We start from the raw sequence: 12888 nt of genomic DNA, 5'->3' as shown, positions 1-12888 counted from the left end.
GAAATAAAATATGGATATCAAATCAGAAGTTATCGAGATTATTGATGAGTTGTTTATGGAAGATGTTTCTGACATGATGGATGAAGATCTTTTTGACGCAGGTGTCTTGGATAGTATGGGAACGGTTGAGTTGATTGTGGAGATTGAAAACCGTTTTGACATTCGTGTCCCTGTAACAGAGTTTGGTCGCGACGACTGGAATACAGCTAATAAAATCATAGCTGGTATTGTGGAGCTACAAAATGCTTAAACGCTTATGGATGATCTTCGGGCCGGTCTTGATAGCTGGTTTGTTGGTTTGTCTGCTCATTTTCTTTTATCCTACTGAGATGCGTCATAATCTAGGAGCTGAAAAGCGTTCAGCGGTGGCTACTACTATCGATAGTTTTAAGGAGCGAAGTCAAAAAGTCAGAGCACTATCTGATCCAAATATGCGTTTTGTTCCCTTCTTTGGCTCTAGTGAATGGCTTCGTTTTGACGGTGCTCATCCTGCGGTATTAGCTGAGAAATACAATCGCTCCTACCGTCCTTATCTTTTAGGACAGAGGGGAGCTGCATCGCTTAACCAGTATTTTGGAATGCAACAGATGTTGCCACAACTGGAGAATAAACAAGTTGTGTATGTTATCTCACCTCAGTGGTTCAGTAAAAATGGCTATGAGCCAGCAGCTTTTCAGCAGTATTTTAATGGAGACCAGTTGACCAGTTTTCTGGAACATCAATCTGGAGATCAGGCTAGTCAATATGCATCGACTCGCTTACTACAGCAGTTCCCAAACGTAGCTATGAAGGATTTGGTTCAGAAGTTGGCAAGTAAAGAAGAATTGTCGACGGCAGACAATGAAATGATTGAATTATTGGCTCGATTTAATGAACGCCAAGCTTCCTTTTTTGGTCAGTTTTCAGTTAGAGGCTATGTCAATTATGATAAGCATGTAGTTAAGTATTTAAAGACCTTGCCAGACCAGTTTTCTTATCAAGCCATAGAAGATATTGTTAAAGCAGATGCTGAAAAGAATACTTCCAATAATGATCTGGGAATGGAAAATTATTTCTATAATACGCAGATTAAGAAGGATTTGAAGAAATTAAAGGACTCTCAGAAAAGCTTTACCTATCTCAAGTCGCCAGAGTATAATGACTTGCAGTTGGTTTTAACCCAGTTTTCTAAATCTAAGGTAAACCCGATTTTTATCATTCCACCTGTTAATAAAAAATGGATGGACTATGCTGGTCTACGAGAGGAAATGTACCAACAAACGGTGCAGAAGATTCGCTACCAGTTAGAAAGTCAAGGTTTTACCAATATAGCAGATTTTTCTAAGGACGGCGGGGAGCCTTTCTTTATGAAGGACACCATTCATCTTGGTTGGTTGGGTTGGTTGGCTTTTGACAAGGCAGTTGATCCTTTCCTATCCAATCCCACACCAGCTCCGACGTACCATCTGAATGAGCGCTTTTTCAGCAAAGATTGGGCGACTTATGATGGAGATGTCAAAGAATTTCAATAGATAATATAGAAGAGTTCAAGAATGAAACTAGTTTTCACGTTTTTTCTTGACTCTTTTTTTGCTTGTGATATAATTAACTGGTAAACAAAATGTCAAAGAATAGTATTTTTCTCTTAAAAAAGAGAAGTCTAAAAGGAAAGGAGTCAGATATGAGACAGCTAGCGAAGGATATCGATGGCTTTTTGAATGAGGTGATTTTGCAGGCGGAAAATCAGCATGAAATCCTAATAGGTCATTGTACTAGCGAGGTAGCTCTGACCAATACCCAGGAGCATATCCTCATGCTCTTGTCGGAGGAATCTTTAACAAATTCAGAGTTGGCTCGTCGTCTCAATGTCAGTCAGGCGGCAGTTACCAAGGCCATTAAGTCTTTGGTCAAGGAAGGGATGTTGGAAACATCTAAAGATCCTAAGGATGCGCGTGTGATTTTTTATCAGTTGACTGATTTGGCTCGTCCAATTGCTGAGGAGCACCACCATCACCATGAGCATACGCTTTTAACCTATGAACAAGTGGCGACTCAGTTTACTCCAAATGAACAAAAAGTGATCCAGCGGTTTTTGACTGCTTTAGTAGGAGAAATCAAATAATGAGATATATTACGGTAGAGGATTTATCCTTCTATTATGATAAGGAGCCTGTTCTTGAACATATCAATTATAGTGTTGATAGTGGGGAGTTTGTTACCTTGACAGGTGAAAATGGGGCAGCTAAGACGACACTGATTAAGGCCAGTCTTGGAATTCTCCAGCCACGCATTGGTAAGGTAACCATTTCAAAGACAAATACGCAGGGTAAGAAATTGAGAATAGCCTACCTTCCTCAACAGATTGCCAGTTTTAATGCTGGTTTTCCAAGTACGGTTTATGAATTTGTCAAGTCCGGTCGCTATCCACGAAAGGGTTGGTTCCGTCGTTTGAATGCTCATGATGAGGAGCATATCAAGGCTAGTTTGGACTCAGTTGGTATGTGGGAACACCGAGACAAACGCTTGGGGTCTCTATCTGGAGGACAAAAGCAGCGAGCGGTGATTGCGCGTATGTTTGCTTCGGATCCAGATGTGTTTATCCTAGATGAGCCGACAACGGGGATGGATGCAGGAAGTAAAAACGAATTTTACGAACTAATGCACCACAGCGCCCATCATCATGGCAAGGCTGTTTTGATGATTACTCATGACCCTGAAGAAGTTAAGGACTATGCGGACCGCAATATTCATCTAGTTCGTAACCAAGATTCGCCATGGCGTTGTTTCAACGTTCATGAGAATGATCAGGAGGTGGGCCATGCTTAGTTTGTTATCTTATGACTTTATGCAACGTGCCTTTCTGGCCGTTATTGCCATGAGTCTTTTCTCGCCAGTATTAGGAACCTTTCTTATCTTGCGTCGTCAGAGTTTGATGAGTGATACTCTTAGCCACGTCTCGCTGTCGGGTGTAGCTTTTGGTCTGGTTCTGGGGATTTCTCCGACTATTTCAACTATTGCTATTGTCTTGATTGCGGCGGTCTTTCTGGAGTATCTCCGTACGGTTTACAAGAGCTTTATGGAAATCGGGACAGCTATCCTCATGTCAACAGGTCTGGCTGTTTCTCTAATTGTCATGAGCAAGGGTAAAAGCTCTAGTTCTATGAGTTTGGACCAGTATCTTTTTGGTTCAATCGTGACTATCAGTGAAGAGCAGGTTATTTCCCTCTTTGTCATTGCGGCGGTTGTTTTGATTTTGACCTTCCTCTTCCTTCGTCCGATGTACATTTTGACCTTTGATGAGGATACGGCCTTTGTGGATGGTCTGCCAGTTCGTACCATGTCTATTCTTTTTAACATGGTGACAGGGGTGGCCATTGCCCTTATGATTCCTGCTGCAGGAGCTCTTTTGGTATCGACTATCATGGTCTTGCCAGCTAGTATTGCCCTGCGTCTGGGGAAAAACTTTAAATCGGTTATGCTGCTTGCCAGTGCTATTGGATTTTTGGGAATGGTAGCAGGACTTTACATTTCCTACTATGCAGAAACACCTGCAAGCGCAAGTATTACCATTATTTTTGTAACTGTCTTTTTACTCATTAGTTTAGTAAGACGTTTTATCAAATAGGAGAATGACATGAAAAAAATTGGCCTATTGCTAGCCAGTCTATGTGCCTTGTTTTTAGTAGCTTGTTCCAATCAAAAGCAGGTGGATGGTAAACTAAATATCGTGACAACCTTTTACCCTGTCTATGAATTTACCAAGCAAGTCGCAGGAGATACGGCTAATGTAGAACTCCTCATCGGTGCTGGTACAGAACCCCATGAATATGAACCGTCTGCCAAGGCAGTTGCCAAAATCCAAGACGCAGATACCTTCGTTTATGAAAATGAAAATATGGAAACATGGGTTCCTAAATTGCTAGATACCTTGGATAAGAAAAAGGTCAAAACCATCAAGGCGACAGGCGATATGTTGCTTTTGCCAGGTGGTGAAGAAGAGGGAGACCATGACCATGGAGAAGAAGGCCATCACCATGAGTACGATCCCCATGTTTGGTTATCACCAGTTCGTGCTATTAAACTTGTAGAGCACATCCGTGATAGCTTGTCAGCAGATTATCCTGATAAAAAAGAGACCTTTGAAAAGAACGCAGCAACCTATATCGAAAAATTGCAAGCCTTGGATAAGGCTTATGCAGAAGGCTTATCTCAAGCTAAACAAAAGAGCTTTGTGACTCAACACGCAGCCTTTAACTATCTCGCCTTGGACTATGGACTCAAACAAGTCGCAATCTCAGGACTTTCTCCAGATGCAGAGCCATCAGCTGCACGTTTGGCAGAGTTGACAGAGTACGTCAAGAAAAATAAAATCGCCTATATCTACTTTGAAGAAAATGCCTCACAAGCCCTTGCTAACACACTTTCAAAAGAGGCAGGTGTCAAAACAGATGTCCTTAATCCTTTAGAAAGTCTGACAGAAGAGGATACCAAGGCTGGAGAAAATTATATCTCTATCATGGAGAAAAACCTCAAGGCTCTGAAACAAACAACAGACCAAGAAGGTCCAGCTATCGAACCTGAAAAGGCAGAGGATACGAAGACAGTTCAAAATGGTTACTTTGAGGATGCAGACGTCAAGGACCGCACTTTGAGTGATTATGCAGGTAACTGGCAATCAGTTTATCCTTTCCTTGAAGATGGCACGTTTGATCAAGTCTTTGACTACAAGGCTAAGTTGACTGGTAAGATGACTCAGGCTGAGTACAAGGCCTACTATACAAAAGGCTATCAGACAGATGTGACTAAGATCAACATTACTGATAACACTATGGAATTTATTCAAGGTGGACAAAGTAAGAAATTTACCTATAAATATGTTGACAAGAAAATCTTAACTTACAAGAAAGGCAATCGTGGTGTTCGCTTCCTCTTTGAAGCGACAGATGCTGACGCTGGACAGTTCAAGTATGTTCAGTTTAGTGACCACAATATCGCCCCAGTTAAGGCAGAACATTTCCATATCTTCTTTGGAGGCACAAGCCAAGAAGCTCTATTTGAAGAAATGGATAATTGGCCAACCTACTATCCAGAAAACCTATCTGGCCAAGAAATCGCCCAAGAAATGTTAGCGCATTGATGAGAAACCGACTAGTTCATAAGAGCTAGTCGGTTTTTGGGTACTAGATGGCTAACTTCATTATAGACCTTTTAGAACTTTAAAAAATAAATAAAACTCTTGAAATATTAGGACTTATATGCTAGAATGTAGTTAATTGATAAGGTTCATTAGAACACCAAAGCCCCTAACTATGGCCGTAGTTAAGGGCTTTTTTTACGTATCTTAGCGATTTAACGGGTGTTGATAGGCTAGTCAGTCGGTCTACTCCTTACTATCTAGCCATCTGCAGACGAAATACAAGATAATTCCAGCTATAACATCCGCTATAATAGTAAGAGCGAGCTCTATGATAAGGCTCATTAGTTTCACCTCCTCTCACGAACCCATAGGAACGTAATCGGTAACCGATGACCAAAATAGTATACCACAATAAATTTAGATCATCAAGGGCACTTAATTCTTGAAATATCGGATCTAAGAGAAAAATCTTTAAAATCAAAAAACGTATAGTATCAGGTGTGTAAAAGTTTGATGTTATATCAATTATAAAAGTGGATAGGAAAGTTTTCTGATTATCAGAATTCCTTCCTATCCACTTTTTGAAGATTGTAAGTTAGCTTTATTTTATATAGAATTAGTTTATTTGTTTTATTTATCAAAACCTTGCAAGGCTTTTTGGCGTTCTTCTACTTGACCTTTAGCATCTAGTTTGTTACCACCGTATACAGCTGATTCCCATGATCCGTACATTGGATTTGGGAAGATGATGAATTTTTCACCGAATTCTTTTTGCAATTCTTCAAGTTGTTTATCACGGTCAGATTCAGAAGTCTTAGAAAAATCTGCAAAGTCTACGAGGTTATCACCAAACAATAAGATAAGATTTGTTTTTTCTTGAACTTTTTGGCGACGACCTTCTTTGGATTTTACACCACTTTCTAAGAACATGAGATGATCACGTCCTTGAACAGGAATTCCTTCACTTTCAAGATTTTTAATGGTAGCATCTACTTGATTAGCTGAGCGGTCAGAAATATAGTAGATTTGGACACCGTTTTGATCAGCAAACTGAAGAAAATCCTTGGCACCTGGGACAGCTTTTGCTGCAGCTTTTTGAACCCAAATATCCCAATTTGCGGGTGTGAATGCTGTACCGTCTTTGACATTTTGTACTTGATAAGGGCTATTATCTAGGACAGTTTCATCCAAGTCTAAAACGATGGAGTAAGGTTTGTCTGATTCTGTTTTGAGCAATTCCTTTAGGTGATTTGTTGCAACGTTATAACCCTGTATGTATAAAGCTTTAGTTTCAGCTGATTTTTGATACCAAAGGGTTGACATAGTATTTTCTCTTGACCGTAGTTGGTCATATGTCAATGTAATCTGATTATCAGATGAGCTATTATTGCTTGTCTGTGTTTCTGTAGACTTTGTTGAACAACTAGCCAATAAGACGACAGAAGCAAGTGCAGAAAGGATTGTAACAGTAGTTTTTGCTGTTTTCATGAAATATCTCCTATTTATTCATTTCAATAAATAGTATAGCACGAGGGAAAAGTTAAGGCAAGTTATTCCCTGACTATTGATGTAGATTCTATAGAAGTTAATGTAATGAAAAAAGCGATTACTGACTTGAAATGTAGTTTCACCTCTAATTATTGACATTTCAGGAAAAATCGCAGTAAAAACTGCACAGCCTTCTTTAAATGTGCTATAATACAGGAAAAAATAATAATGGAGGTCACGATAATGGCAACATTTTTGATGATTTTTGTGGTGGTTTGTGTGCTCCTATTGCTGATAGTCACACTGAGTACAGTTTATGTGGTTCGTCAGCAGTCGGTGGCGATTATTGAACGCTTTGGGAAATACCAAAAGGTTGCCAATAGCGGTATTCATATTCGCTTGCCTTTTGGGATTGACTCGATTGCAGCGCGGATTCAGTTGCGCTTGCTGCAAAGCGATATTGTGGTTGAAACTAAGACCAAGGATAATGTGTTCGTTATGATGAATGTAGCGACTCAGTACCGTGTCAATGAGCAGAGCGTGACAGATGCCTACTATAAACTCATGCGTCCAGAATCTCAGATTAAATCTTATATTGAAGACGCCCTTCGCTCTTCTGTTCCCAAATTAACCTTGGATGAATTGTTTGAGAAAAAAGATGAGATTGCCCTTGAAGTTCAACACCAAGTAGCAGAAGAAATGACTACTTACGGGTACATTATTGTGAAAACTTTGATTACCAAGGTCGAACCAGATGCAGAAGTTAAGCAATCCATGAATGAAATCAATGCGGCACAACGTAAGCGGGTCGCAGCGCAAGAATTGGCTGAAGCTGATAAGATTAAAATCGTCACTGCAGCGGAAGCCGAAGCAGAAAAAGACCGCCTTCATGGTGTGGGGATTGCCCAACAACGTAAGGCGATTGTGGATGGATTGGCGGAGTCTATCACCGAACTCAAGGAAGCCAATGTTGGCATGACAGAAGAACAAATCATGTCCATCCTCTTGACCAACCAGTATTTGGATACCTTGAATACCTTTGCCTCTAAAGGAAATCAAACCATCTTTTTACCAAATACACCAAATGGTGTGGATGATATCCGTACACAAATCTTGTCAGCCCTCCGCGCTGAGAAGAAATAATAGACTAAAGAGCTTGGCAACAGGCTCTTTTTATCTTACTTCAAGCAATATAGAAATATTTATACAAAATCCATTTATAAGTATAAGAGTTTTTATGAATATACTGAAATTGATAACTATGAATTTAAAACCTTTGTGTATATGAGTAATTTCTGTTATACTAAATATACATTAACAAGGAATGACGGGAGATGGAATGAAAGAATATCAATTTGATAGAAAGCAGCGTTTTTCTTTGAGAAAATATACAATAGGAGCTTGTTCGGTCTTGCTAGGAACGAGTTTATTTTTTGCTGGTATGGGGCTCAACCCGTACAGGCTACAGAAACGACTTCAACACTAATTTCAAGTCATTACTTGGATGAGCAGGATTTACCTGAAAAGCTGAAATCTGAGTTGCAATGGTTTGAAGAAAATAAGATTGAGGTAAAAGAGGGAAAAGAATACTATTTTGTCTATCGAAAATTGGCTACAAGATTACCAGAAACAGGTCTGTTTTCTAATGATGAGATGTTTATCTTGGGAGCAGGATTATTATTGCTTTCCTTCACTTTAATCAAGAGAAAAAAGGGAGCGTCTTACTTTCTTGTGACAGTCTTTGCTGTTGGTGGCTGGGGAGCATCCATCTCTGCTTTCGAAAATCTGGTAGAATTGCAACCAGCCCTTGTTAAAAGGGTAGAAGGTCAGTTTCTACCAAGTCCTGAAAGAGTTCAAGGATATGAATTTACGGGATATTATTTGGTAAGAGATAGTGCTAGCAAGGAACTTTCTGTTGATAAGGTAGAGTCGCCAGCATTATCTCAAAAGGAGGAAAGTTCAGAATCTCAGTCTAAGAAGATTGTACCACAGTTGGCATCTCATTTTAGCTCGACTGAAGACCTTGTACAATCTCCTCAACCATCCTACGCAGTTGAGCCTGTTTTAAATCCAACTTCTGAAAAAAGTATGAGTATTGAGTCTAAAAAAGTACCAGATGAAGGAATGAAAACTGTTATTGAAGACAAGCCAGAACTGGAAGTTAGGGTAGGGGAGATAGAGTTTGAAACTCAATTGCAGTCTGACCCAACTCTGGCTAAGGGAGAAAAAAGAATTTCTATAGAAGGTGCCAAGGGACAAGAACGAATCTTAACAGAAGTAAGGGTTGTCGATGGTATTGTTACGCGAAATGAAGTAGGGAGAGAAGTGCTTCGTGAACCAGTTGCTCAGGTGATTTTGGTCGGGGCAAAAGAGAAGGAACCTCAAGAAAATGGTATAAGCCTAGCCCCGGAAGTCCAACCACCTCTTCCGTCTTATGAGGGCGGTGTTTCCGGCGAATCCTTGGTGGAACCGTCCCTTCCATCTTATGAAGGCGGTGTTTCCGGTGAGTCCTTGGTAGAACCAGCACTTCCGTCTTATGAAGGCGGTGTTTCCGGTGAGCCTTCGGTAGAGCCGTCTCTTCCGTCTTATGAAGGCGGTGTTTCCGGTGAATCCTTGGTGGAGCCGTCCCTTCCATCTTATGAAGGTGGTGTTTCTGGCGAATCCTTGGTGGAACCGTCCCTTCCCTCTTATGAAGGTGGTGTTTCCGGCGAATCCTTGGTAGAACCAGCGCTTCCGTCTTATGAAGGCGGTGTTTCCGGTGAGTCCTTGGTGGAACCGTCCCTTTCCTCTTATGAAGGTGGTGTTTCCGGCGATCCTTCGGTAGAGCCATCTCTTCCGTCTTATGAAGGCGGTGTTTCTGGTGAAACTTTGGTAGAGCCGTCTCTTTCCTCTTATGAAGGCGGTGTTTCTGGCGAATCCTTGGTGGAACCGTCCCTTCCTTCTTATGAGGGTGGTGTTTCCGGCGATCCTTCGGTAGAGCCATCTCTTCCGTCTTATGAAGGCAGTGTTTCTGGTGAATCCTTGGTGGAACCGTCCCTTCCTTCTTATGAAGGTGGTGTTTCCGGCGATCCTTCGGTAGAGCCATCTCTTCCGTCTTATGAAGGTGGCGTTTCCGGTGAGCCTGAGATACAGGAGGCTCTCCCAGAGTACAAAGAAGACACTCAACTTCCTCAGACCAAAGTGGAGACCAAAGCTGTTCCTTATGAAACCGTTTATGAAAAGAATGAGAAACTAGACCACGGCGTTACAAGAGTAAAAATTCCGGGTGTTGAGGGACAAGAACAAGTTACTACTACCTATACTAAAGATCAAGCAAGTGGAAATATTTCTGAGAATAAAACTGTCAAAATAGTAGTTAACAAAGTTGATCAAGTTGTAGAAGTTGGAACTAAACCGAGTGTTGAAACTACTGTCCTATCTCATAAAACGATTTACCAAGTGAATCCTGCTTTGGAGTTCAGACGACAGGAAGTAGCGGTTGCAGGGCATGATGGTTCGGTGGAAACTAGGACGACTTATCAACTAGACAAGGCAACAGGTCAGGTGACGGTATCTGATACTACTAGACAAGTAAATCCAGCAGTCGATAAAGTGATTCAAGTTGGTAATGTGGAAAAAGTAATACAACCGATTGCTGTTACTGAGGAGCGAAGAGAGGATTCTTCACTTGCTAAAAATATAGAAAAGGTAGCATCTGAGGGTGAAGTTGGTGAGAATACACTTACCAGAACCTACGCTATCAATGAACAAACTGGTGAATTGGTTAATCCTCAAGAAGTGAGTCAAATAACAAAGCCAATGAAACCGAGAGTTGTTTTAGTTGGTAGTCAGGAGGATAAACCACACTTACTTCCGGCTAATAGTGAGAGAGAAGATGCTGTAGATGTGTCTGCTCTTACTACAAGCGTGAGATCAGTAGATTTCTTAAATGACAGTAAACTAAAAGAACAGTTGGAGCCTGTCTATGATCCTCGAGATATTATAACAAAGAGAATTGCGCTCAGAAAAACACACCCAAATATCACTGACCAAGAAGTCAAAGATATGTTGCGCACAGAGTATCTTCAAAAACTATCAATTCAAGAAAGCTTTGATCAGACGAAGACGCAAGCTGAGTCAAGTTTCAAAAAGATAGCCTCGCATACATTGGGAATTATAGGAGATACCCCTGAAAATCGCAGCAAGGTCAAACAAGAGCTTGAGCAATACAAAGAGCAGATTTTGTTGGGACTGTCTTATATCAATCGTTTTTATAATATTCAATTTGGGGACACGAATATTCGTGATATTCTGGCCTTTAATCCAAGCTCATTTGGCAATAAGACAATGACCGCCTTGGATAGTTTGAAAAAATTAGGATCCATGTCTTATGAAGAGATGAAATTGACCAATAGTCCTCAAACATTTACAAAGTATTTATCTACTATTACAGGTAAGGCTAGTTTGAAGGAATTTTTAGACAGCAATCGCCAACTCTTTACGTCAGATGATGCGGATACCTGGCTTAAAAAATCTAGCCAAGCTATGATTGTTGAAAAACCATCTAAGGAAAATCCTTCAGCGCATGTCGGGTTGTATAGCAAGTTGACAGCTGGGGAAAAGGATCCTCGTAAACAAGAGGCTAATATGGCTGCTATTTTGGGACTTTTGAATGTGAAAGAACCAAATGTTTACGTGATTAGTAATATGGCGACAATTACTTATGGTAATATTGGTTCCTATATAGATACTTCTCTTACTCAGTCTAATCCAACTAAGTATCAGGCTGAGCTTGCTAGAGTCAAGTCTTTAATTGAAAAGGCGGCTGTACAACAAGCCAACTATGTTGATACTCTTTATCGTATAACAAAACCAGAAAATCGTGATAAGTTACTGACAAATCGCTTGATTATTGATACGATGAAGAAATATACAAGTAATCCGAATGCCCAGATTGATAGCACTTGGTCACCAGCTACTGGTAATGGAGCTGATAAGGGAGTCGACCAATTTATGACTCCTATGAATTACTATTCTCCAGTAAGTAAGGTGGGAGCTGAGGCAAATGGATTAGGTGTCCGTTACTTTATAGATAGAGTTCTGGATGATAGAGGTTCAGCGACTTATTCTCATGAAATGACGCACTTACTAGATAGAACGGTCTTGTTTAATAATCACGGTCGTCGAGATGGTACAGGAGCAGAGTTTTATGCGCGTGGTATTTTTGAAAACTCCTATAATCCAGAAAAGGATACTTATTTCAATCTCAACTTTGTATATGATGAGAGTGATAAGAATGGATTTTACAACAAAACACCTGATCGATTTAAAACAGCAGAAGATTTGAAATCTTATATGAAGGGAAGTTTTGATGTCCTTTATACTCTAGATTATCTAGAAGCAGAGGTAAGTAAAGGCTTATCTGCAGAAGACAAGATGAGTTATTTCAAAAAAATAATGCCGATTCCTTCAACAGGTCCTAGAACTTGGGTAGATTACCGTAATACAGCAGTTAAACCGACTCATAAGAGTGAGGAGATTCAAGCTCTGACCTTAGAAGATGCCAAAAAATTGACAGATATTGATAGTTTGATTGACAATCATATCCTGGTCAATCGTTATATCATTGCTGGTTTTTCAGATAAAGGTAAAATTGCAGCAAATGGTTATTACACCGTTGATATGTTTGATACTATTTATGGTGTTAGTCAAAATGACTCTGGTATGAGTGGGGACATCACCTTTAGAAAACAAGCCTTTGAACTTATGGGAGCTTTGGGCTATTATGAAGGATTTGTACCTTATGCGTCAAATCAATACAAGCAAGCAGCAGAGGCTGAGAACAAGCCTCTATCTGATACTTACATTTTCAATAAAATTTTGAATGGTAAGAGCTATGCTGAGTTCAAAAAAGCACAGTTTAAGGAAAGAGTAGCTAAGATTGATCAATTGAAAGCTTTGACAATTCAATATGAAGGTCAGCAAATAAGTCTGACAAGTCAGAAGTTAAGTGAATTGATGCAGAAAGCTGTTAAAGAAGAACTTGCTCAAATAAAGGCAGGCAATACAACTGCGCGCACCTATACCTTTATCGAAACTCCAGTCCAAAAACTGAAAAAAGCGATTTATAAAGCTTATCTCAAAGATTCAGATGACTTTAGACAATCGATTTACAATAGCTAAGACAAAAGGAACATCTCTCTGGAATGAACATTCAGAGGGGTGTTTTTTGGTCTCTTTTGAGGTTTGTATTGTTTATGCAAATTACAGTTTGCTTGAACATGGAGTGATTTTCAGACTTTTCC

At 40.1% G+C, this 12888-nt stretch carries 9 protein-coding genes and 1 pseudogene; 9 read left to right on the top strand and 1 reads right to left on the bottom strand.

Annotation, left to right across the window (positions count from 1 at the left end):
- Positions 1 to 10 precede the first annotated feature (10 nt).
- The 6 genes from dltC (at position 11) to adcA (ending at position 5116) form a co-directional block, all read left to right on the top strand.
- A complete protein-coding gene (gene dltC / locus K4Z77_RS06165) occupies positions 11 to 250 on the top strand; it encodes a D-alanine--poly(phosphoribitol) ligase subunit DltC (protein ID WP_000351967.1) in 240 nt (79 codons plus the stop codon).
- Positions 243 to 1511: a D-alanyl-lipoteichoic acid biosynthesis protein DltD gene (dltD, locus tag K4Z77_RS06160; RefSeq protein ID WP_153193822.1), complete on the top strand. Its 1269-nt coding sequence runs from the start codon at positions 243 to 245 to the stop codon at positions 1509 to 1511. Before dltC ends, dltD begins: the two co-directional genes overlap by 8 nt.
- 149 nt (positions 1512 to 1660) lie before the next feature.
- Positions 1661 to 2101 carry a zinc-dependent transcriptional regulator AdcR gene (adcR, locus tag K4Z77_RS06155; RefSeq protein ID WP_001249314.1) on the top strand — a complete coding sequence of 147 codons (441 nt, stop codon included), beginning with the start codon at positions 1661 to 1663 and terminating at the stop codon, positions 2099 to 2101.
- Complete coding sequence (locus K4Z77_RS06150) at positions 2101 to 2805, top strand: metal ABC transporter ATP-binding protein (RefSeq protein WP_001269496.1); 705 nt, start codon at positions 2101 to 2103, stop codon at positions 2803 to 2805. The genes adcR and K4Z77_RS06150 overlap by 1 nt, the downstream gene beginning before the upstream one ends.
- On the top strand, positions 2798 to 3604 hold the full coding sequence (locus K4Z77_RS06145) for a metal ABC transporter permease (RefSeq protein WP_000950030.1): 807 nt from the start codon (positions 2798 to 2800) through the stop codon (positions 3602 to 3604). Before K4Z77_RS06150 ends, K4Z77_RS06145 begins: the two co-directional genes overlap by 8 nt.
- A 9-nt stretch (positions 3605 to 3613) precedes the next feature.
- Positions 3614 to 5116: a zinc ABC transporter substrate-binding lipoprotein AdcA gene (gene adcA / locus K4Z77_RS06140; RefSeq protein ID WP_224218781.1), complete on the top strand. Its 1503-nt coding sequence runs from the start codon at positions 3614 to 3616 to the stop codon at positions 5114 to 5116.
- 630 nt (positions 5117 to 5746) lie between these two features.
- On the opposite strand, the gene K4Z77_RS06135 is transcribed toward adcA, so the two are convergent.
- Entirely contained in the window at positions 5747 to 6604 is an 858-nt protein-coding gene (locus tag K4Z77_RS06135) for a 5'-nucleotidase, lipoprotein e(P4) family (RefSeq protein WP_224218780.1), read from the bottom strand.
- 258 nt (positions 6605 to 6862) lie between these two features.
- On the opposite strand from K4Z77_RS06135, the gene K4Z77_RS06130 reads away from it, so the two are divergent.
- The 3 genes and pseudogenes from K4Z77_RS06130 to K4Z77_RS06120 all read left to right on the top strand — a co-directional run bounded on the left by K4Z77_RS06130 (position 6863) and on the right by K4Z77_RS06120 (position 12766).
- A complete protein-coding gene (locus K4Z77_RS06130) occupies positions 6863 to 7747 on the top strand; it encodes an SPFH domain-containing protein (RefSeq protein ID WP_004237018.1) in 885 nt (294 codons plus the stop codon).
- 196 nt (positions 7748 to 7943) lie between these two features.
- Positions 7944 to 8170, top strand: a pseudogene (locus tag K4Z77_RS06125) (YSIRK-type signal peptide-containing protein); the annotation flags it as partial.
- Complete coding sequence (locus K4Z77_RS06120; protein ID WP_281461375.1) at positions 8144 to 12766, top strand: ZmpA/ZmpB/ZmpC family metallo-endopeptidase; 4623 nt, start codon at positions 8144 to 8146, stop codon at positions 12764 to 12766. The pseudogene K4Z77_RS06125 and the gene K4Z77_RS06120, both read left to right, overlap by 27 nt.
- Positions 12767 to 12888 lie beyond the last annotated feature (122 nt).

Origin of the sequence: Streptococcus mitis subsp. hohhotensis (genome assembly GCF_020089495.2) — a bacterium.
Classification (GTDB): Bacteria; Bacillota; Bacilli; order Lactobacillales; family Streptococcaceae; genus Streptococcus; species Streptococcus hohhotensis.
Note: the sequence above shows the minus strand (reverse complement) of the source record. Positions and strands in the feature narration are given on the sequence as shown.

Coding starts and splice junctions, on each gene's coding strand:
- dltC (WP_000351967.1), top strand. CDS start 11: ATGGATATCAAATCAGAAGTTATCGAGATTATTGATGAGTTGTTTATG.
- dltD (WP_153193822.1), top strand. CDS start 243: ATGCTTAAACGCTTATGGATGATCTTCGGGCCGGTCTTGATAGCTGGT.
- adcR (WP_001249314.1), top strand. CDS start 1,661: ATGAGACAGCTAGCGAAGGATATCGATGGCTTTTTGAATGAGGTGATT.
- K4Z77_RS06150 (WP_001269496.1), top strand. CDS start 2,101: ATGAGATATATTACGGTAGAGGATTTATCCTTCTATTATGATAAGGAG.
- K4Z77_RS06145 (WP_000950030.1), top strand. CDS start 2,798: ATGCTTAGTTTGTTATCTTATGACTTTATGCAACGTGCCTTTCTGGCC.
- adcA (WP_224218781.1), top strand. CDS start 3,614: ATGAAAAAAATTGGCCTATTGCTAGCCAGTCTATGTGCCTTGTTTTTA.
- K4Z77_RS06135 (WP_224218780.1), bottom strand. CDS start 6,604: ATGAAAACAGCAAAAACTACTGTTACAATCCTTTCTGCACTTGCTTCT.
- K4Z77_RS06130 (WP_004237018.1), top strand. CDS start 6,863: ATGATTTTTGTGGTGGTTTGTGTGCTCCTATTGCTGATAGTCACACTG.